This is a genomic window from Nitrosospira multiformis (genome assembly GCF_900111585.1).
Lineage (GTDB): Bacteria > Pseudomonadota > Gammaproteobacteria > Burkholderiales > Nitrosomonadaceae > Nitrosospira > Nitrosospira multiformis_B.
In genome coordinates this window covers 16,563-38,106 of the sequence record NZ_FOHI01000012.1, presented here as the reverse complement: position 1 = coordinate 38,106, position 21,544 = coordinate 16,563, and the positions used below count along the sequence as shown (strand labels likewise).

General features: G+C 52.7%; 18 protein-coding genes. 10 read left to right on the top strand and 8 right to left on the bottom strand.

Features of this window, described 5'->3' with window-relative positions; all coding sequences use genetic code 11:
- Positions 1-86: 86 nt before the first annotated feature.
- The 6 genes from BMW46_RS13825 to BMW46_RS13805 all read left to right on the top strand — a co-directional run bounded on the left by BMW46_RS13825 (position 87) and on the right by BMW46_RS13805 (position 8,133).
- Entirely contained in the window at positions 87-1,181 is a 1,095-nt protein-coding gene (locus BMW46_RS13825) for a bile acid:sodium symporter family protein (RefSeq protein WP_074709244.1), read from the top strand.
- 239 nt (positions 1,182-1,420) lie between these two features.
- Positions 1,421-1,801 (top strand): hypothetical protein, encoded by a 381-nt coding sequence (locus tag BMW46_RS13820; protein WP_074709243.1) that lies wholly within the window; start codon positions 1,421-1,423, stop codon positions 1,799-1,801.
- A 160-nt stretch (positions 1,802-1,961) separates the two neighbouring features.
- Complete coding sequence (locus tag BMW46_RS13815) at positions 1,962-3,017, top strand: TolC family protein (RefSeq protein WP_256377085.1); 1,056 nt, start codon at positions 1,962-1,964, stop codon at positions 3,015-3,017.
- Positions 2,953-3,372, top strand: coding sequence for a TolC family protein (locus BMW46_RS15860; protein ID WP_256377084.1), 420 nt, complete (start codon positions 2,953-2,955; stop codon positions 3,370-3,372). Before BMW46_RS13815 ends, BMW46_RS15860 begins: the two co-directional genes overlap by 65 nt.
- Positions 3,373-4,914 (top strand): efflux RND transporter periplasmic adaptor subunit, encoded by a 1,542-nt coding sequence (locus tag BMW46_RS13810; RefSeq protein ID WP_074709242.1) that lies wholly within the window; start codon positions 3,373-3,375, stop codon positions 4,912-4,914. It begins immediately after the preceding gene.
- A gap of 15 nt (positions 4,915-4,929) precedes the next feature.
- Positions 4,930-8,133 carry an efflux RND transporter permease subunit gene (locus BMW46_RS13805; RefSeq protein ID WP_074709241.1) on the top strand — a complete coding sequence of 1,068 codons (3,204 nt, stop codon included), beginning with the start codon at positions 4,930-4,932 and terminating at the stop codon, positions 8,131-8,133.
- Positions 8,134-8,162: 29 nt separating this feature from the next.
- On the opposite strand, the gene chrA is transcribed toward BMW46_RS13805, so the two are convergent.
- Positions 8,163-9,431 (bottom strand): chromate efflux transporter, encoded by a 1,269-nt coding sequence (gene chrA / locus BMW46_RS13800; protein ID WP_081355822.1) that lies wholly within the window; start codon positions 9,429-9,431, stop codon positions 8,163-8,165.
- A gap of 158 nt (positions 9,432-9,589) precedes the next feature.
- Here chrA and BMW46_RS13795 point away from each other — a divergent pair, with 158 nt between their 5' ends.
- Positions 9,590-9,940, top strand: coding sequence for a DUF3147 family protein (locus tag BMW46_RS13795; RefSeq protein ID WP_074709240.1), 351 nt, complete (start codon positions 9,590-9,592; stop codon positions 9,938-9,940).
- Positions 9,941-9,981: 41 nt separating this feature from the next.
- On the opposite strand, the gene BMW46_RS13790 is transcribed toward BMW46_RS13795, so the two are convergent.
- Together BMW46_RS13790 and BMW46_RS13785 are read right to left on the bottom strand one after the other, a co-directional pair.
- Positions 9,982-10,332 carry a DUF6488 family protein gene (locus BMW46_RS13790; protein ID WP_074709239.1) on the bottom strand — a complete coding sequence of 117 codons (351 nt, stop codon included), beginning with the start codon at positions 10,330-10,332 and terminating at the stop codon, positions 9,982-9,984.
- Between the two features lie 25 nt (positions 10,333-10,357).
- A complete protein-coding gene (locus BMW46_RS13785) occupies positions 10,358-11,143 on the bottom strand; it encodes a HupE/UreJ family protein (RefSeq protein WP_074709238.1) in 786 nt (261 codons plus the stop codon).
- An 812-nt stretch (positions 11,144-11,955) separates the two neighbouring features.
- Between BMW46_RS13785 and BMW46_RS13780 the strand changes: the two genes are divergently transcribed.
- Both BMW46_RS13780 and BMW46_RS15630 read left to right on the top strand, forming a co-directional pair.
- The gene (locus BMW46_RS13780; RefSeq protein ID WP_074709237.1) at positions 11,956-13,266 is read left to right on the top strand and encodes a hemolysin family protein; all 1,311 of its coding nucleotides are present in this window, start codon (positions 11,956-11,958) and stop codon (positions 13,264-13,266) included.
- Positions 13,267-13,494: 228 nt separating this feature from the next.
- Entirely contained in the window at positions 13,495-13,638 is a 144-nt protein-coding gene (locus BMW46_RS15630) for an N-6 DNA methylase (RefSeq protein ID WP_218141810.1), read from the top strand.
- Positions 13,639-13,999: 361 nt separating this feature from the next.
- On the opposite strand, the gene BMW46_RS15485 is transcribed toward BMW46_RS15630, so the two are convergent.
- The 3 genes from BMW46_RS15485 to BMW46_RS13760 all read right to left on the bottom strand — a co-directional run bounded on the left by BMW46_RS15485 (position 14,000) and on the right by BMW46_RS13760 (position 16,266).
- Positions 14,000-14,752: a hypothetical protein gene (locus BMW46_RS15485; RefSeq protein WP_177171105.1), complete on the bottom strand. Its 753-nt coding sequence runs from the start codon at positions 14,750-14,752 to the stop codon at positions 14,000-14,002.
- 62 nt (positions 14,753-14,814) lie between these two features.
- A complete protein-coding gene (locus BMW46_RS13765; RefSeq protein ID WP_074709235.1) occupies positions 14,815-15,234 on the bottom strand; it encodes a hypothetical protein in 420 nt (139 codons plus the stop codon).
- 522 nt (positions 15,235-15,756) lie between these two features.
- Entirely contained in the window at positions 15,757-16,266 is a 510-nt protein-coding gene (locus tag BMW46_RS13760) for a DUF2127 domain-containing protein (RefSeq protein ID WP_256377083.1), read from the bottom strand.
- A 345-nt stretch (positions 16,267-16,611) separates the two neighbouring features.
- Here BMW46_RS13760 and BMW46_RS13755 point away from each other — a divergent pair, with 345 nt between their 5' ends.
- A complete protein-coding gene (locus tag BMW46_RS13755; protein WP_074709233.1) occupies positions 16,612-18,057 on the top strand; it encodes an exonuclease domain-containing protein in 1,446 nt (481 codons plus the stop codon).
- Between the two features lie 167 nt (positions 18,058-18,224).
- On the opposite strand, the gene BMW46_RS13750 is transcribed toward BMW46_RS13755, so the two are convergent.
- Both BMW46_RS13750 and BMW46_RS13745 read right to left on the bottom strand, forming a co-directional pair.
- Positions 18,225-20,663, bottom strand: coding sequence for a spermine/spermidine synthase domain-containing protein (locus tag BMW46_RS13750; protein ID WP_081355820.1), 2,439 nt, complete (start codon positions 20,661-20,663; stop codon positions 18,225-18,227).
- 5 nt (positions 20,664-20,668) lie between these two features.
- Positions 20,669-21,382 (bottom strand): protein-L-isoaspartate(D-aspartate) O-methyltransferase, encoded by a 714-nt coding sequence (locus BMW46_RS13745; protein WP_074709232.1) that lies wholly within the window; start codon positions 21,380-21,382, stop codon positions 20,669-20,671.
- Between the last annotated feature and the right edge of the window lie 162 nt (positions 21,383-21,544).

The following is a 21,544-nucleotide window of genomic DNA, read 5'->3' as shown; positions in this document are numbered from 1 at the left end:
TGCGACAGATTGCGAGGTGTTGATCTTCCTTTGGTGAGTTCCCGGCTATTTGGCCTACCTAATGTGCGTACAAGTCATCCGACCGGATGCTCCAGAAAGATACGGATAAATTGTTTCTACTCTCAATATCCCATTTTTTTCACCGCCACCTACTCTGGTTCCTGATCGCCGCGTATGTTATTGCGGTGATCTTGCCAGTTCCTGGGCTATGGATCAGAGATGTTTCTTTTGGCGAGATAAATATTTTCCAGCACAGAACCAGCGCATCGTTGCTGATGATTATGCTCGCCATACTCATGTTCAACGCTGGCCTGGGGCTGAGATGCTCCCATGTGAAAGACCTCATGCAGAAGAAATATTTGTTGCTGGCTGGATTGGCGGCAAATCTGATCATCCCCATTATTTATATTTATGGGATGACCATAGCCATGCGGCGCTGGTACGAACCGTTCGAAGTCCAATATATTCTTGTAGGGCTCGCGCTGGTCGCCGCCATGCCGATCGCAGGCTCATCTACTACATGGGCACAAAACTCCAACGGGAATCTGGCCTTAAGCCTGGGATTGGTTTTTTTTTCCATCATTCTGAGTCCCATCGTCACTCCGGTAGCATTCGATATTTTTAGCGAAATGGCTTCAGAGGAGTACGAGAAAGTTTTGCGGGGGCTGGCGGCATACGGCTCCGGTGGCTTCCTCGGCATTTGGGTGGTGCTGCCGTCGTTGCTGGGTATTGCAACACGCCTGATGATTAGCAAAGACTGGCAAACAAGGGGTGTGCCCTATCTGAAGCTTATCAATGCCGCTGTCTTGCTGTTATTGAATTACTCTAATGCTTCAGTATCTTTGCCGCAAGCCATGGCTGAACACGATTTTGATTTTCTGGCCATCACATTGGTCATTACGGCAGGACTTTGCTTAACCCTGTTTGCCGCTGGCCATGGCCTCGGCCGCTTGTTCAAATTGAACCGGGCGGAAGACATCTCGCTCATGTTTGGACTGGGGATGAACAATAACGGAACTGGATTGGTTCTTGCATCTTTAGCTTTATCTTCCTACCCGAACATAATGGTCCCGATCATATTCTACAATCTGGTGCAGCATATCGTAGCCGGGGCGGTACACGAAGCAATGAGTAGAAAGGAAAATAATCTGGGCACTTGGAAGATAGGTCAACGGGATTAGTGCGAACAGTGTAATTCACCTGCCACTCTCCATATACATATGCTGTATGCAAAAGCATAATGGATTGCGGTGCTACGGCAGCTAAAAAGACAGAAACACTTCAACAAAAAATCTTCTATTCTCTACCGTCACTCTAAATACTTGCATTAATTCATAGCAGGATATCAGTGAGTTGATGTTTCACTTCCCCTGGCGAAGATTGAATGTCCCCGGTTTTTTAGTTATATAATCGCAGTGAGATGAAAACGCGCTTTGTCCGCCACTATGTCCTATTTGCGTTACTGGTCGGTATACTCGCCAACGCATGTGGTTGGGCATTTAATGCCAAGCTGGTTGCGCATGAGCTTGATCATGCACATCATCATGTCCTTTCTCTCGATCCAGCGGCGCATCTTGACGATCACCATCACCCCGAAGGAAATGACGATGATCATCTGGATGCCGCGACTCATCTATACCTGCACGCGGTAGGACAGTATCAGCCGTTTTTCTTTATGCCGCCGCTGATCGTTCCGGCTTTCAGTGCTATTGAAATTTTGATGGCATTTGTCTTGGCCAACATTCCCGATTCCATTCTGGATTCTCCTCTGCGTCCTCCCCGAAGCATTCCCCTCGCATAAGCAGTTAGCCTCCGGGTGGGATTCCCGACAGCACGATGCAACCAGACCATCCGCTATTTTTAGCGCACGGCTGACTGTATTCGCAAAAAGGACTCGATCTTGCTCGTTTCAGTCGATTCGCTCAATCGAGCGTTTCGCATGATATTTGCCGAGGATTTTCATGAATCTTTACTTAGCATTCACGCGCACATGGTACGTCCTGCCGCTGGGATGGCTTTTTCTTGCCGACTATGGCGTCTCTTCAGCTATTGCTGAAGATACTTTCACCGGTGTTCCCCCTGATACAAGCAGCCTCTCTTTAGTGGCGAAAAAAAAAGACCTTACCCTCGAAGAAGCGCTGTATCTCGCGCTACAGCACAACCCCGAACTGGCCGTATTTGACAAGGAAGTGCGCGCGCTGGAAGGGACAATCTTACAGGCTGGCCTGCTACGGAACCCTGAATTATCCGTGAACGTGGATAACGCGGGGAACATGGGAAATGGGCAGCGTCCTGGTACGAGCATAAACCCAACGATTAAAGAAAACGTCGAGCAGCAAGATTTAATTGTTCGCGTCAGCCAATTGATCGAGCTTGGTGGAAAACGTGCAGCCCGGGTGCACGCGGCATCGCTTGGGCAGCAGCTGGCAGGCAAGGATTATGAAACCAAACGCCTTGAGCTTGCTGTCCGAGTAGCGAACGGGTTTATCGAGGTGCTCGCAGGGCAGGAGCAATTGAAGCTAGCCGAGGAGAGCCAGCAATTGGCGCAGCGGGTGGTGGATACCGTAAGCAAGCGGGTGCAGGCCGCCAAAGTGCCTCCTATTGAGGAAACTAAGATCGGGGTAGCGTTTTCCGCTACGCGCATTGCACTGGGGCAAGCACAACGGGAACTTACTTCAGCTCGCAAGCGGCTTGCCCTCCTGTGGGGTGACTCCTTACCCGAATTCGGGAAGGTGCTCGGCGATCTTCAAGCTTCGGTCACTCTACCGACTTATGAAGCACTTGTTGAATTCTCCCTCTCCAGTCCGATGGCAGATCGTGCAAGAAAGGGAATAGAACACCGCGAGGCACTGCTGGAAGTGGAGCGGGCACAAAGAGTGCCAAACATAACCATTGGGGGGCGTGATCAAACACTGGGAATCCGGCGGCACCACTGCGCTGGTTGGCATTTCCATGCCGCTGCAGTTATTCGACCGGAATCAGGGAAATCTACGGGAAGCCCACCAGCGCGTGAATAAAGCGCTGGATGAACAAATTGCAACCGATTTATGGCTTAAAACCGAGCTTGTGCAGGCTTATGAAGCCCTATCTGCCGTGCAGAACGAGATTGGGGTATTGCGTAACGAGATATTACCTGCCGCAAGAAGCGCCTTCGAAGTGACCAACAAAGGCTATGAACTGGGCAGATTCAGTTTCCTGGAAGTGCTCGATGCGCAACGAACCTTGTTCCAGAACCAAATCCTGCATGTGCGGGCACTTGCGAACTATCAGCGCCTGATTAACGAAATCGAACGCCTCATTGGAAGACCGCTCAATCGCGTCTTGAATCAGCGAACTACCAATAGCAGCGTTGTGAAAGATTATGAGGAGTAAATGGTGAAAAACAGGAAACAGCTCGTTCCCATTATCAGCACGATCGCCATCGGCGTTGTGCTGGCTGGCCTGATTCTTACATGGGACAGGAATTCTGGCTCTGCTTCAGTCGATTCCTCAGACAGCGCCAAGAGTGAAAAATCCGGTGAGAGCAAACAGGATTCTAGAGACGGTACGGCGGACTCGTCGTACAGCAGAGGCCCAAAGGGTGGAAAGCTGTTCAAAACGGATGACTTTGGCCTTGAAATAACTATTTATGAGGAAGGCGTACCGCCGCAGTTCCGGATTTATCTATATGAGAAGGGCAAGCCGCTTCCGCCGTCCGCAGCAAAGGTTACCGTCACCCTGTCGCGCCTCGGTGGGCCGGCGCAAGCGTTTGCGTTCAAGCCCCAGGCAAGTTTCCTGCTTGGCGACCAGATAGTGGAGGAACCTCATTCATTCGACGTGCTTATCGATGCGAACTGGAAGGGCAAAACGTTCCATTGGAAATACAGCCAGGTTGAGGCGAGAGTGGAAATGCCAGATGAAATGCTGAAAAGCGTCGGAGTCGAAATAATGACCGCGGGTCCCGCCGTGATCAAGCCTAAACTCCACCGACCGGGCGAGATCATCTTCAATGAACATACCATCGTCCATGTAGTGCCCCGCCTACCCGGGATTGTGATGACTGTCCACGCGCATCACGGTCAACAAGTAAAAAAAGGGGAAGTACTGGCTGTGATCGAAAGCCAGATGCTGGCGGATTTACGCAGTCAGTATCGGGTTGCCCAGAAACGGCTGGCACTGGCACAAACCACTTTCGAACGGGAGAGGCGCCTTTGGGAAGACCGGATTTCAGCCAAACAGGACTACCTTGCCGCGCAACAGTCCTTGAGCGAGGCGGAAATTTCAGTCGATTTGGCTGCGGTACAGCTGCGCTTACTGGGAGTACGCCCGGAGTCAAGCTACCGTGAAGGAAATCTCGCGCGTTATGAAATTCGTACGCCAATCCCCGGACTGGTTATCGAAAAAGCAATCGCGCAGGGTCAGACGCTCAAGGAAGACGAAGAGATCTATACCATCGCCGACGTATCGACAGTCTGGACGGCAATAACCGTGTACCCGAAGGATTTGGCGATGGTTCAGGTCGGCCAGAAGGCAACCATCAAAGCAACCGCTTTTGATATCGAGGATAAGGGCCTCATCACTTATATAACCACCCTGATAGGGGAGCAAACCCGAACCGCGACAGCCCGGATCGAGCTTGATAACCGGGATGGAAAATGGCGACCAGGCATGTTCGTCAACGCGGAGCTGGAAGCTGAAGAAATCCAGGTGCCCGTCGCTGTATCCGCGGATGCCATACAGAAAGTTCGTGATTGGTCTGTGGTGTTTGGGCGCTACGGAGAATACCTGGAAGCACGGCCACTCGAGCTCGGACGCAGCGATGGACAAATGGTGGAAGTTCTCAAGGGTTTATCCGCGGGAGGACAATACGCGGCGGGTAACAGCTTTGCTATCAAGGCCGAGCTCGGCAAGTCTGGCGCAACTCACGACCATTAAAGGATTAACCCCATCATGTTCGAACGTATTTTACGGCTCTCCATCCATCAGCGTGGACTTGTCCTGCTAGCGGTGATGGGCATGGCCATGCTCGGAATCTTCAGTTACCGGCACCTCTCCATTGATGCCGTGCCGGATATTACCAATGTGCAGGTGCAAATTAATACAGAGGCAACTGGCTACTCGCCCGTTGAAGCAGAACAGCGTATTACCTTGCCGATCGAAACACTCATGAGCGGCCTCCCACACCTGGAATATACGCGCTCCATTTCACGTTACGGGTTGTCCCAAGTAACGGTGATCTTCGAAGATGGCACCGACATTTACTTTGCGCGCCAGCTCGTGAGTCAGCGAATTCAGGAAGCAAAAGACAGGTTGCCTCCCGGTGTGGATCCCGCATTGGGACCCATCGCTACCGGCCTGGGTGAAATCTTCATGTGGACGGTCGATGCGGACAAAGACGCGAGAAAACCGGATGGTACCGCCTATACCCCGACTGATTTGCGAGAGATTCAGGACTGGATCATCCGGCCGCAATTACGCACTGTAAAAGGTGTGACGGAAATAAATACGATTGGCGGTTTCACAAAACAATTTCATGTCGCCCCCTACCCGGAAAAACTGATTTCCTTCGGATTAACGCTACAGGACGTTATCGCTGCCCTGGAACAAAACAACCTCAACGTAGGCGCAGGCTACATTGAGCGAAGCGGCGAACAGTACCTTGTGCGCTTGCCCGGCCAGATAGGGAATCTGGACGAGATCGGCGATATCACGCTCGGCTCGCGACAGGGCATCCCCATACGCATCAAGGATGTGGCGGATATTTTGATAGGAAAGGAGCTCCGAACCGGCGCGGCTATGCAAAATGGCAAGGAAGTGGTGCTCGGCACGGCACTCATGTTGGTCGGGGAAAACAGTCGCACGGTGTCCCACGCCACTGCAAAAAAATTATCCGAGATCAACCGGAATCTGCCAGAAGGTGTGGTGGCCACCCCTGTCTATGATCGCACCACACTGGTAGACAAAACCATTCAAACTGTCGCAACCAATCTGCTGGAGGGTGCCGCCCTGGTTATCGCGGTGTTATTCCTGTTTTTAGGCAATCTGCGCGCTGCGCTGATTACCGCGCTTGTCATCCCCCTGGCGATGCTATTTACGTTCACAGGCATGGTGGCCAACAAGGTCAGTGCGAACTTGATGAGCTTGGGTGCGCTTGATTTCGGCCTGATCGTAGATGGTGCCATCGTCATTGTTGAAAACAGTATTCGGCGTTTGACTCAAGAACAGGCACGAATAGGACGAGTGCTGACCCCGTGCGAGCGCTTTACGATGGTTTTTGAAGCATCCAGGGAAGCGCGACGCGTCCTTATCTACGGGGAGCTGATCATCATGGTTGTTTATCTCCCCATCTTTGCACTGTCCGGGGTCGAAGGAAAAATGTTTCACCCCCTGGCCTTCACCGTCGTAATCGCACTCTTTGCAGCAATGATTCTCTCCGTAACATTCGTTCCGGCCGCGGTGGCACTTTTTCTGAATGGCAAATTCGAAGAAAAAGAGAGCGCGGCAGTTGCATGGGCAAGAAAGGTGTATAGACCGGCTCTTGCCGCGGCGATGAGAAATAAAGAATACACGGTCACACTCGCTGTGGTGATTGTGGTGCTCTCCGGCCTCTTGGCAACGCGGCTAGGCAGCGAATTCGTGCCGAGCCTCAATGAAGGAGATATTGCGCTGCATGCGCTGCGCATTCCCGGCACGAGCCTCACTTCGGCTATCGAAATGCAAGACGAGCTTGAAAAAAAGATCAAGACGTTTGCCGAGGTAGACAGGGTTTTTTCCAAGATAGGCACCGCTGAAATTGCTACTGACCCCATGCCGCCAAGTGTGGCGGATACCTTTGTCATCCTTAAGCCTCAGTCGGAATGGGCGGGAGCCTACCGGACCAAGGCGGAATTGGTTGCTGCGATGGAACAGGCAGTGCTGGAAATACCGGGTAACAATTACGAGTTTACGCAGCCCATACAGATGCGTTTCAATGAGTTGCTATCGGGTGTGCGCGCGGATGTGGCGGTAAAAGTGTTCGGTGACGACATGGACACACTTCTGGGCGCAGGCGAGCAAATCGAAAAACTCCTCCAAACAATCCCGGGAGCGGCAGATGTAAAAACCGAGCAGATTACCGGGCTGCCAGTACTTTCCATCCAGATGGACCGAAAAAAAATGGCTCGCTATGGCCTGAGCGTGGCCAATGTACAAGATGCAGTGTCTATTGCTATATCCGGCAGGCCTACGGGAATGGTTTATGAGGGCGACCGTCGTTTTGAGTTGCAAGTCCGGTTGCCAGAGGAGCGGCGTGGCGACATGGAATCGCTTAACCAGTTACCTATCCGGATTCCCGCATTCAGCCTTGGAGGAGATACAAACAGCATTTTGATGCCTCGCCCCGCTTATGTTGCCTTGGGCGAAGTGGCCAATCTCGAAGTTGTCGAAGGCCCAAATCAGATCAGTCGCGAGAACGGAAAAAGACGAATAGTGGTTACCGCAAACGTGCGTGGTCGCGACCTGGGGTCATTCGTTAAAGAAGCTGAGGTGCTCGTCGCAGAGCAGGCAGAGATACCTCCTGGTTACTGGATCATCTGGGGGGGACAGTTTGAGCAACTCATTTCAGCCGCCGAGCGACTCCAGATCGTTATACCGCTCGCTCTTGGACTGATCTTTATCCTGCTTTATTCGATGTTTGGGAATGTGCGTGACGGCTTGCTGATGTTTACGGGGGTTCCTTTCGCTCTCAGTGGAGGAGTATTGGCTTTGTGGTTGCGGGATATTCCGTTATCCATCTCTGCGGGGATAGGGTTCATTGCCCTGTCCGGGGTGGCCGTATTGAATGGTCTCGTCATGCTGGCGTTCATTCGGGATTTACGCAAACAAGGATTGAGCCTGGATGATTCCATTCAAGCGGGGGCACTCGCCAGGCTGCGTCCCGTTTTGATGACGGCACTCGTGGCCGCGCTCGGATTCGTCCCCATGGCCTTGGCGACAAGCACCGGGGCGGAAGTACAGCGACCACTGGCTACCGTGGTAATCGGAGGTATTCTATCGTCTACGGCATTGACGATGCTTGTCTTGCCAGTGCTATACCGGCTTGTCCATGCGCACGAGAATGCTACCAGTAGCAAGGCCGGGAAGCTTCCTGCACTGTCCAGGACTCATGGGCAATAGGCCCTTCTTGGAGGTAAGCGTCTGTTCCGCTAGAGGAGGCTCATCGCAAAACCTATAAGCGCAGCGCTGGCGACAACGAGCGGGATAGTCAGCTTGGACTTAAAATAAAAAAGGGCTGTGAGCGCTACCGCAAAGACGAGCGCGGTGGGAATGTTCACTATGCTGACCACCATCAGGGCGATGGTGGTCCCGGCGATCAAACCGACGACTCCTGCCGTGACACCCTCGAGGAACATGCGTATGCGCGGCTGGCTGACAAGCTTCTCCAGAGGATCATGCGCGAGGAGTGTGAAGGCAAAGGCAGGCAGGAAGATGCCTACTGTCAGTGCAATCGCCCCGGCGGCACCACCGCCAAGGTAACCGACAAACGTCGCAAAGATGATCAGTGGTGCGGGCAGCAAACCGGATAGCGCCAAGCCATCAAGGAACTGAGTGTTCGTCATCCAGGCCCCGTCAGCAACCGCGTCCTCCTGCAGGAACGGTATAACCGTGTAGGCGCCGCCAAATGTCAGCATGCCGGCTTTTAGTCCGGAGATGAACAACTCCCCTAGCGAACGCTGCGCTTGGCCTTGCCCCTGCTGCGTGGCCGCGCTACCCATGCCAGCGAGATCGAAACCTTTGAAAGCGAGCCAACCGGTTATTCCAACGGCGAACAGGACCATCAAGAGGGTGGCAAGCGACGTCCAGCCCCGCTTCGCCAGCACGTAAGCTGCGCCTCCCGCGATGAGCGTGATCGCGAAGTGAATGCCTATGAGCTGAGCCACCGTGGCGATGAGTGCGATGATCCACGCCCATCCATCAAGCAGCACGTGACTGCCGATGCGATGGACCGCACGCACAATGAGCGCGGCGACAGCTGCCTGCACAACAGCGAATACAGTCGCAATAGTACCCGTCGTCTGTAGCCCATAGTGAACATACAACCACGACAGGATGAACATGAGCAGGAAGCCAGGCAGCATGAAGCCGAGTCCTGCCAGGATGCCGCCAGTGCGCCCGCGCGCCAGCATGCCGAAGTACACGCACAACTCGTGTGCCTCGGGACCAGGCAGCACCTGATACATCGCCAGTACCCGATTGAAGTGCTGCGGGCTCACCCACTTCTCTTCCTCGACCAACTCGTGCCGGAGCATCGCGATTTGCGCAACGGGTCCGCCCCATGCCAGTGAACCGAACTTCAAAAAGCGCAAAAAGAGACGGCCAAGCGGCTCGTGTGGTACGTGCGCTATGCTCTCATTCAGGTCAGTGGGGAATGTATCTGAATCAAGTATCGTGATACCTTGGCTTGAAACGTCCATGCATTCTCCTCCATAGGGAATTCAACCCTTAAGATTGGAGCAGGCCTTGGACGCAAGCGTCTTGAATGGGGAGGCTGCTAAATCCCCGAATCTTGCGATGCAATATTAATTTTTATCGTTAAAAAAAACAAGGACAGCCTAAAAGGCGAAATAGGCTTATGCTTTATTACGCGCTCAAAGTTTTTGTCTCTGCTATCGTAATCGTAGCTATCGCGGAAATTGCAAAGCGAAACACAGGATTTGCTGCACTCGTAGCATCTCTGCCGCTCACGTCGTTGCTCGCGTTCATTTGGCTCCACCTTGAGGGCATTGCGCCTTCGCAGATTGCCGACCTTTCAAAGCAAATTTTCTGGTTGGTGTTACCTTCACTCCTGTTTTTCCTGCTGTTGCCCGTATTGCTTAAGCAGGGCCTGGGCTTTTGGCTGAGCCTCAGCCTGTCCGTCGCAGTTACTATAGGGTGTTATTTTGTTTTCTTTTTTATTCTGCGGCGGATTGAGGTGGGACTATAAGGAGCACCTGACCAAGAAAGAAGTGTTCAGGTGCCAACCTTTTATTTCCCGGAAAAATTTGCGGCAATGAAGTTTCCAGGCGCTGTAAAGAACATATAAAGCTTTTCTTTCGTCTTGTCGGCAACAGCCGGGTTAACGAAGGTGACTAACCATTCCTTGCCTTTTTTTCCATCTATCATCTCGATCTTGTCTTGTTCAACAGGCTCCCATGATGGATCGATCTTGCCGTCCATAATCAGGAGCTCTTTGCGCTCAGCCGCACAATTGGAAACAGTTTCCTCCGAAGCAACTTTTTTGCCGTGAAAGTGACAAGGGCCACTCTCCCCTGCCCCTGCGCCGCCAGCTCCAATTAGCCCGGCAGTCAGGATCATTGTCATCAATAGTTTTCTCATTACGCAGTCTCCTGGAGTTATTAAATTAAAGATTTTCGTGTTCTGTATCGGTACTTTCCTCAATCTCCCAATCCTCGTGCGCATGCCTGTGCTCTTGACTCGCGAAGCGAAAACCATCGGGATCAATATCATGCTGATACCCGTGCAACTGCATGAACAGTAATACTACGCCGGCATAAATAAGCGCTTGGTTGGAGGCAAAGCTGAATCGTTGAAAAGACGGTCTATGCCTCCATAGCGAAAGCATGGCGACCATGACTATCAAAGCGGCGATCTGTCCAATCTCAACGCCGAGATTAAAACTCAATATCCGTAAAAGAATGCCTGTATTGTCGTCGCCAAGTGGTAGCTGCTGGAGACGAGTGGAAAGACCAAAGCCGTGTAGTAACCCGAACAGGAACACCGCGCCCAACAAGTTGGGAGATTTCATGTCCAGGTACTTCTGGAACCCCCCGTTATTGTCAAAACCCTTGTAGATCACGCTAAGTGCAATAATCGCGTCGATCAAAAAGTAGTTCCAGGTGATCTGATAGAAAGTTGCAAAAATAAGGGTAATGCAGTGACCGACTGTGAAAGCTGTTACAAACTTGGCGATATCCTTGAAGCTGGTCAGAAAAAACACCACGCCAAACAGAAACAGCAAGTGATCGTATCCGGTGAGCATATGTGTAGCGCCGAGCCAGATGTATTGCAGATAACCGCCATTGAGCATCCGCAATTTGTCTTCCTCGGAAATGCCATGAGCAACAGCTATTACCGGGCTTAACAAAATGAGCAAAATAAAAAACTGCGGTAAGGAAAAACGACGCATCAGATGAATTCCATGGGAAAAATCTATGAATTGGTTTCAGTGCGGTTTCTATTTTTGATAATTGAGCTTCAGGTGTGCAAAGTAAGTCTGCTGCGGAAAAAGATGAAATATCCAATACTTGTCATTACTGACATTATTAACACCGACGATTGTGGTCGGTTGTTATTCAATTGATCGAACTGACTGACCTGTAACGAGATAGTCGACGGGAGCACGGCATTGACTGCCGCCGTAGGGATCGTTTCTTCAACGTTCGATATAAGGGTTGGTTGAACAGTCTGCTTGGTAAGCAGGGTCGGTGATTAACTGCTTTAAGGTGACCCCCGATTTTATGCAGTCTGGGATGGGGCTGTTTCAGATCAGCTGGATAATTCCCATTTAGACAATATGCCTGGCGTCGAGCGCGAGAATAGCCCATTTCAGTTAATCCAGGAAGCGGCAAATTGTCGCACCAGTGCGATGCTACTTTTGTTCAATGGCACTAAACCTTAGCGTAGTGATAGGAAGTTTTCGGGAGCGCGAAAATCTATGGCGGGAGCGGCGGGAGTGCCTGAACGCACCGCTTCTTGTCACGAGAGATGTCACGCGCAGGATTGACGGATGCGGCAGTACTATAATGAGGTGAGTCCCCGTCCTGCATGGCAGGGGACAACTCCTGCTAAATTCGCCCGTCAGGCAAGGGAAAACGCTTTGTCAGGCAGGCCAACGAAGCCGGAATTTTCCATTTTGGATTGGTACTGATTTTGGAGAGCAGGTCGCTCTTTAATGAATACTTATTTCAATACCGGTGCTCATTCGGGAGCATATAACACATGGAAATAGCCATACTGTTTATTCTCATCATTCTCAATGGCGTTTTTGCCATGTCTGAGATTGCCTTGATTACCGCTCGTAGAGCCCAGCTTCAAAACCTGGCGCAAGCGGGAGATGTTGCCGCAACGGCAGCGATTCAACTGGGTGAAGATCCAAACCGTTTTCTTTCTACAGTACAGATTGGCATTACTCTGATCGGGATTTTAAACGGGTTTATCGGCGAAGCCGCCCTGGCGCGCCCCTTCGGCGATTGGCTGAAAACACTTGGAGTACAGGATACCCTATCCGGCTATATAGCGAGTGGGATAACTGTTATTGGCATAACTTACTTATCCATCATTTTTGGCGAATTGGTGCCAAAGCGCCTGGGGCAAATTAATTCCGAGTCAGTAGCTCGCTTGGTAGCGCGGCCAATGCTATGGCTGGCAGCCGCATCAAAACCATTCATAAAAGTATTATCTGGCTCAACCCAATTGATACTCCAGTCCTTGGGCATCAAGGAGAGGATTGGTCCGAGTGTGACTCAGGAAGAGATTAATCTGATGCTAGCTGAAGGATCGGATGCAGGCGTGATTGAGCATCAGGAACACCAAATGGTGCGGAATGTTTTTCGGTTGGATGATCGCCAGATTGCTTCACTCATGGTGCCGCGCGGCGAAGTAACCTACCTGGACATTGCAGAGCCACTGGCCGCCAACCTTAAACGCATTGAATCAAGTGAACATTCGCGTTTTCCTGTGATACGAGGTGATTGGGGAGAAGTGTTAGGAGTCGCAAGCGCGCAACAATTCTTCATTCAAACCTTGCATGGCCAAGAACTAAATTTGACCGCTAATCTGCAACCAGGGGTATTCGTTCCCGAGTCCCTGACGGGGATGGAATTACTGGAAAACTTCAAAAACTCCGGAGCTCATCTCGCCTTTGTTATTGACGAATATGGGGAAGTGCAAGGGATTGTTACCTTGCAGGATGTAATGGAGGCGATCACGGGGGAGTTCAAACCGCATCGTCCTGAGGATGCGTGGGCAATGAAACGTGAGGATGGAACCTGGCTGCTGGACGGTTTCATTCCCATTCCCGAGTTAAAAGATCGACTTGACCTCAAAGAGGTGCCTGAAGAAGAAAAGGGACGTTACAACACCTTGAGTGGGATGATGATGTTACTGGTGGGAAGATTGCCGCATACGGCCGACCGTTGCGAGTGGGAAGGATGGCTCTTTGAGATCATGGACATGGATGGAAAGCGCATCGATAAAGTGCTTGCTACAAAAAAGGCCCCGATCACTGAAAACCCATCCATATTGGAATGACCTCACTGGGACATGCTGCGTGAGACAAACCCGGCGAAGAGATCCTACTTCGACGCAGTGGTCGACAACCGTTCAGCTATCGCTGGAACCCGACCTAGGCGTTGGGCGAGGGCGTGCGCTTCAAAAACTAGGGACTGGCCCCGAAGTCGGCGGCGGACTTCGCGTTCCTGCTGCACGGGTTTCACTTCCTAAAGACGACGGCGTAATGGCGACCTATCCGACGACCATATCCAGCGGATCATCGACACATACCAACAGCATCCGAAGGGTATCGAGCGGTACGCTAGGCACGTGGGAATGGACGAGATCGAAGCCAACGACTTCAACCTGAACATCTCGCGCTATGTCAGCACGGCCAAGGAGGAGGTCTGATCGATCTATCGGCTACGCACAAGGAACTGGTCGAGATCGAGAAGGAGATCCCAGAAACAAAGGCCAGGCACAATGCGTTTCTGAAAGAACTTGGGCTGTCGCCATTGCCAGCGCCCGAAAAGTAATCGGAGCGTCCCCTTTCATTTTCTGACTTGAAATGCAGCGGATCGGCCAGGAAGCAGGGTTATTTCAGCGGCTTCCGGTTGTCCTTGGCTTGTCACTTTGGAGGGGTATAGCGTAGATGTTCTCCGTTTCGTCGTTCTCGGCCCACCATCAAACAACGGCTTGCAAAGTGCGAGTCCTTTGTTTCGACCCCAATTTTTACCTTTTCGTGCGAATGCGTATATGGAGGTAAACGACATTATTGGGGCGGCGGTTGTGGAGCAACTTGTACCCAGTCACCGGGACAATCCTTGACATAAGGGTAATAACCTTCCGATTCCCGGCAATAATACCAATAGCCGGATTGCGGCTGAACCGTATTTTGCGTGTCACTTTGTTCCGGAAGGTTTTGTTGGATGTATACCAGCGGTGCCGCAGGCACAGGCACCGCGAGTGGATATGGATACATGGGTGGATATGGATAATAAGGCGGCCCATAAGCTAGAGCGCCATAACCCAGGCCATATCCTAATCCTAGCCCTAGTCCATATCCTCCAAATCCAAATCCCAGGCCGTAACCATAGCCCCGATAGAAACCGCGCGGCCCCCGGTAGTAACCAAATCCGTCCCCGCGATAGCGGCCGACTCCACCGCCTCGATAATAACCGACTCCTCCGCCAAAATGCTCCCCACCCCCATAATGCATTCCTCCGTCGTGCGCCCATCCCCCGCCCCCCATGTGCCCGCCGCCTCCAAAATGCATTCCTCCGCCTCCCATATGTCCTCCGCCTCCCATAGGCCCCCCGCCTCCCATATGTCCACCGCCTCCCATATGTCCACCGCCTCCCATATGTCCACCGCCTCCCATATGTCCACCGCCTCCCATATGTCCACCGCCACCAAATCCTCCACCTCCATGTCCTCCCCCGCCACCTCCACGCGCCCATACGGAAATGCCAGGAATCAACCCAAGCATGAGAAGGACAAAGCACATCAATTTAATCTTCTTCATACAGATCTCGGCCCCTATCGGTCCTTATCGCAGGCTTGACTTGATCCATATTTCTTTTGGAGCTAACGCAACCAGAATCCACCGACTTTCTGGTCCTTAAGGGCCATGAAAATAAGAACGTCATCATTCCCGTCCTTGAATACCACCTTCCAGACATATACGTCGAATCCCTGCTGATGCAGTGTGGTCAGGAATGTCGTGGTGTATCCTTGCTTGAGGCGCGAGGCGAGAGATTGGTTGATGCTGCTGAGCATCTCCTTTGTCATCCCGGCTTGAAATGCTTCATCTCCTGGCGATACAAAATCGGCCAATGAGTTAGCCAGAATAGCTGAAACCATGTTTCTCATGGTTGCTTCAATGGGCTGTGGTGCCTGCGCCGATTGCCGCGCTTGCGCCAGCACTGCAGGAGGGGTGAATGCAAGAAAAAATATGACAGAAATGACCAGGCGGTTTGCAGAGGATGTCAAAAGAGGCAGATGCATAAGATTCTCCATGGAGAAAATAGAGGAACATAGAGAGGGCGTGAGAGGCGCCGCTTCCTGTAGCCAGTTCCGGGTAGCCGCTGGATGTATTTTCTCTACCGCTTCCCGGGGGCGCGGGGATCGGAGATGAGGGCAGTTTCCCTTTACTTTCCCTTTACCCATTTCCACGTGTCGTTCCATGTATTGTTGCCATGAGGAATCTCCTCATCGGTACTTGGAAGGTAGTGTGCAATTTCCAAAACAGGTTAAATTCGGCAAACCTGATAATCTGTGCGGAATCCCACTCAACGAACCTTCTAACGTCGTGCCGATTCTTTGAAATTACCCGCGGGGCAATTGCACGTGTCTCTCATAGTCGGCACAGATTGCAACGTTCAATGGAAAGGTTTAATGGAAAAGTCATAGGCATGGCAGAGCGATGCACTGACTGTTCCGACCCTTAAAGTGGTAACACCGGATACGCCCGGGCTGGATTGATGCACCTGAGCACGTACGCCCTGCGGCGCCAGGTTGAAGCAGCTTTCAGCTCGATGAGGGCGCATTCGCTATCTTCTTGTCACCCGCATGGAACAGGTGGTAGAGCATGAAGGCAACAATTGCCAGGTTCAGCGTCAAGGCGCCAAGGCTAAGCCAAGTAACACGCTCATACAATTCGAAAAGCTCAAAAGGCACGTAAATCGCGCCACTTGCAGCCGCGAACCATTGCGCCCAGCGCCTTGCACGCCAGAGCCCATATGCCTCGATGAATCGTACCAGCGAGTAGACGCCAGCTCCAGCCGCGATCAGCAATAAGCGGGTGTTTGTGAGCTGGTTGGCCAAATCAATAAAGATGTGGGGATAACGGGAGGCTGGATTCAGGTGAGTGTGCGCCAGCAGGTGCTCGGCGGCTTGCTGAATGTCGTGATGTACCAGGGAGAGTAAATCAAATCCCACCAGCAATACCAGAGCACCTTTGGTGGTTTCAAAAACTGCGACTGTGCGTAATGCGCCGAATAATTTCATAAGCGATAGTGGAATGTCGTATCGAGCCAAAGTGGTAGCTATCTCACCTTCAATTTACAGCAGTGCAACCTACCCGACGAGCTAAGCCTTCAATTTCCAAATCGCGGTAAAATATCTGATGGCGACCCGGGCTTCAGAGTTCAAGCGGCCGTCAGTGGTTTTCACGCTGGCGCAACCCGAACGGAGGGGACCGATTTGTCCAGCCCATCGTTACTCGCTGCTTACAGAAGCTTGCTTTGCGGTGCGGCTCATACCTTGCGCTGAATAAAATCGTCTCCGTCGAGGGCGCGAACAAGTGTTAACAGGCTCTAGTTTCAGCAACTTTCTCTTCCTGGTCTCGTTGGGCCTTCAGTTCTGACAGCGATCGACAACTCAATGTTTTCCAACCTGCCGCATTTAGTAGTCCTGGATCTCGAAACGACCGGAGATTCGCCTTTGCACGACCGTATCACGGAGGTCGCTCTCGTGCGCTTCGAAAACGGAATTGAAATGGAGCGCTGGGAAACACTGGTTAATCCAGGAGTCAGTATTCCACCTTTCATTTCCCGTCTGACCGGCATTACCAATGAAATGGTGAAAGACGCACCTGCGTTCGATGAAATCGCTCACAAATTGTATGGCTATATTGAAGGGGCCGTGCTGGCAGCGCATAACGTCCGGTTCGACCATGGTTTCCTCAAGAGTGAATTCAGGCGGCTGGGCGCGGTACTTCGGCAGAAGGTCATGTGTACGGTAAAGCTTTCCCGGCGGCTCTATCCGGAGCATAGAAGTCATGGTCTTGATGCAATCATGCAGCGTCATTCGCTTGTAACTTGCGACCGTCATCGCGCCATGGGGGATGTGAATCTGTTGGTGACTTATCTCGCGTTGGCCAAACGCGAATTAGGGGAGAAGCGCGTCCTGGACGAGGTTGCCGCCTTGTTGAAAGGGCCGAGCCTGCCAACTGGCCTGGATGCCGCCTTTTTGGATGAGATACCGGATAGTGCGGGCGTATATCTCTTCTATGGCGAAAACAATCTCCCGCTCTATATCGGCAAAAGCGTCACTTTGCGCTCGCGTGTCATGTCGCACTTCAGCGGTGATCATTCATCCAGCAAGGCCATGCGTATCGGCCAGCAGGTAAACCGCGTGGAATGGATAGAAACGGCAGGCGAGTTGGGCGCTCTACTGCTGGAATCGAGCCTGATCAAGGAACGCCAGCCGATCCATAACCGGCGTTTACGTTTGACGCGTACCTTGTTCTCCCTGAGCCTGGGTGGACCTGATCAGGTTCCCTTGATAAGCATCGTAACGGAAGATGACATTGATCCGGCAAGATTCGACCATCTTTTCGGTTTCTTTCGCTCGAAAAAGGCAGCCATGGATACGCTTCGCAAGATCGCCGGCGATAACAGATTATGTCCACGCGTGATTGGAGTCGAAGGTGCCAGTACTCAAGGTGCTGGTACTGGGAACCCGTGCTTTGCCTATCAGATCAAACGTTGTGATGGGGTCTGTGTCGGCAAGGAATTATCAGAGCTTCACTATCTGCGTCTCAAACAGGCGCTGATCCCGCTTCGCCTGAAGCCCTGGCCCTATCCCGGCAGAATTGGCTTTCGTGAATTTAATGAAGTTTCCGGCCGCAGCCAACTTCATGTGTTTGACAAGTGGTGCCACCTCGGAACCGTGCAAAACGGCGAAGAGCTTGAGGATCTTTTACAGACGCGCTCAGCCCTGAGCTTTGACTTGGATGTATATAATCTCTTACAGAAGAGCCTGATGAAGAGCTCGGCAATAATTTCGCTGGAATCTCCGTCGCGCCCTGTTTATTACTCGTTTTAATCTTGCTTGGTAATTAAAAGAAGAAAGCCCTCAGGAGGATCTGTCGAAGGAGGTGAGCCGGTATTCAGGATAGGCTCGTAGAGGGCGAATGCATCCGGCATTGCTTGGGAAGGGGGCGAACAATGCTTAGCCAGCGCAGATTGCTGAGGTGCCCAAGGAGTTCCAATCTACTTCGCGACTTCCTGCGGAAACCCCCTCAACGTAAGCGCCGCCAAGCTATAGATCCCTACCGCCAACAGGATCACGAAAGCGAACCCCAGGTGAATAGCCAGTAAAGTGGCAAGTACCGCTCCCACGACGGAGGCGAAGCCGTTGATTGCCCAGGCCCAGGGGATCGCCTCGCGTGCAGTGAAAGCTAGCCTCATCGTTCCGGTGGGAAAGGGCATGCCCATGCAAAATGCAAGCGGCGCGATCAACGCTACCGAAATAGCGATTTTTGCCGGATCGGATAAATGGATCAGCGTATCAAACAGGCTGGGCAGGATAGCGAGATAGAGCAGTGCAAGGACTCCTATTGCCATTACTGCAACAGTCAGATGTCCGCTCCGCCGGAACCGCTTTTGCAAGCGCCCGGCGAGCCAGCTTCCCACACCGGCAAATACCAGAAATGCGCACAATACGACGGCGACCGCATATAACGGGTGAGCCAGAAACAGTATAAATTTCTGGATGAACGCAATTTCCATGAACATGAAAGCCAAGCCGATGGCAAGGAAGTACAAAGCGACTTTTGCGGGAGGCAGCGCTCGGCGTGCCTTTGAGGCCAGGAGTGGCGCCAGAATGAGAACAACGCTCGCAACGAACGCCTGGATCAGCGTTGCCACCAGCAGGGGATAGCTCCAGTCCAGAAGCGGCATACCCCCCTGTTCCCGCAGGGCAAGCAATTCGCGCAGGGAATCCCACTTGAAGAAACGGAAAAAAAAAGGCTGGTCGTCGGTGGCAGGCTCGATAAAGAATTTATACCGGTCGATAAAGGTTTGGCGATCCCCGGCCAGCAACGCAGTTGCTCCCTCGAAGAAATAGGGCTGCGCCAGCACATTGTAGCGATTTGCTTCCTCAGGTCGCATTCCCGGGTAATAGGCTATGTCGAATGAGCGCTCGCGGCAGAATTTCCTGATCGCTTCGATCTCCGCCACCGTGAAATTGCTGTGCTTCACAAGCAGCGTGACCGTTTTCCAGCCCCTTATCATTACCAGGCGCGCTCCTGGATCGTCTACACCGCTTCGCTCCAGTGCGGCTATCGCTGTCGCGAATAATTTCAGCGCATCCCGTGGGGGTAAGGTCAGCCAGCGCGTAATTGCCAGCACCCCGCCCGGCATTAGCCTTCTCAGATAGGTTTGAAACGCTTCCACGGTATAAAGGTAGCTTTCACTCAAGCCGTAAACACCCGCGGCGGCAACACCAAACGAATCCAGCAAGGCGACCTGAACCAGATCGTAGCGGCTGCGGGTTGCGTTAACAAAGCCGCGCGCTTCCGCCGCGTGTATATGCACCTGGGGCAATGTGTAAATATTTCCCCCAAAGTCATGGAAGCGCTTTTCGACGAGATTGATGACGTTGGGGTCGAGCTCTACCGCATCGATCCTGATCGCGCCATGGTAGAGGGCCTGCAGAACGTCGCTGCCCGCTCCTGCTCCCAACACCAGCACATGGGGGCCTGCGTGAGGCCGTTGCAGCACATGGTAAGGTAGCGCCGAGGTAAGCTGGTCGAGATAGGATAGTGGTTCACGTCGGCCGTCAAAGCGCGTCAGCACGGAGGGACCGTCTCCATCCACGAATATACCCAACTGATCCGGCGGTTCTTCCAGCGCATTAAGGCTCATGCCAGGAGCATAACGGAAAGGAACGCGCGGGCTTTCCACGACCGCAATCTGTCCCAGTGGACTGGAACGTTCCCCGATCACCTGCGCGCCCGTAATATTCAGGGCTTGACTCAAATCTTTGTAAGGGGAAGGATGCACACGGAACCAGTCGGGGGGAATTGCCAGCAATACCAGGAAAGCCAGCCCGAGAAGGGCAATCCCCAACCACTCGGGTCGTATCCTCATCTCGACTGTAGCGATAGCGGCGGCAAACAGGACCAGCGCGGCGAGGACGATAAGCAGGTTGTGTGGTGGTATAAGAAACAGCACGCCGATAACACACACACTGCCTATCCCCGCCCCCACAATATCGAAGGCGTAGATGCGCCCAGCCTGCTGTCCAAAGTGCGACAGGATGAGGCCGATACCTGTTCCCGCGCAGAAGAAGGGCAGCATCATGAGCAGATAAATGGAGAGCAGGCGCGTCAACTGGAATGGATCCCATAGCAGTTCGAGGGGGTTGAACGGGACTTCCTGCGCCAGTAGAAATGCCGCGGGCATGAGAAAAGCGAGGCCGACGGCCGCCGCGAGATAGATAGGGCCTATGTACCCGGCAATTTTTTCTCGTGAGAGTGTGAGAGCCGTGCCGCTCGCTCCGTAGCCCAGCATCGCCGCGCTGATGATCATGTAGGCAAAATGGTGCCACAGCACGATGCTGAACAAGCGTGTGAGCAATACCTCATATGCCAGCACGCAGGCGGAGAGCAGTCCGATGGCAATAAAGGGCGGACGTGGCAAGGACATGATGCTCAATGTCCGCCTCTGAGGGGAACGAAACGAACCGGGACAATTTGACGGGTAGTAACTGAACCGTCCGGCTGCTTCTCCACCAGCATCAGGTACTGGGTCATGAAAGGTGCGCCCAGTGGCACCACCATGCGCCCGCCGGGCTTCAGTTGCTTGAGCAGAGGAGGGGGCACATGACTGGCGGCAGCTGTTACCAGGATGGCATCAAACGGGGCCGCTTCCGGCCAGCCGTAATAACCATCCCCTATGCGGGTCTTCACATTGTCGTAGCCCAGTGATTGCAATCTTCGCGCAGCCTCGTTTCCCAGAGGTTCGATGAGTTCAATGGTATAAACCATTTTCGCGATCTCCGCCAGGACAGCAGCCTGATAACCCGAGCCCGTCCCGATCTCAAGAACCTTGTCGTCTTTCTTGAGCTTCAGCAGCTCGGTCATCCGCGCGACGATGAGGGGTTGCGAGATCGTCTGCCCATGGCCGATCGGGAGTGGATGATTGCGATACGCAAATATGGAGAGCCAGGCAGGTACGAAGCGATGGCGCTCCACTTTTTCCATTGCTGCTACAACACTTGCTCCGGGAGGGAAATTACCGGATGCGGCAACCACTTCCCTCACCATTTTCTGGCGCAAGGCCTCATATTCCGCAGCTGCCAGCGGAATAACACAACCGAAATAAATCAATGCGCCGAAAGCGGCTGCTGCAAACTGCCGGTTCATCAATTCATTAAAGCAAATTTGCGGCAACCTGCTGAAATGCGCCGCCTTACTCGTTGCGGCGCATTGCTTGGCTCAGGGTATGTTCAAGACCGGCAGGCGGTTCAAGGGTAAGGTTATCCAAAACTAAAAATCTTACCCTACCGAGGTGGAGGCGTGGGGAGT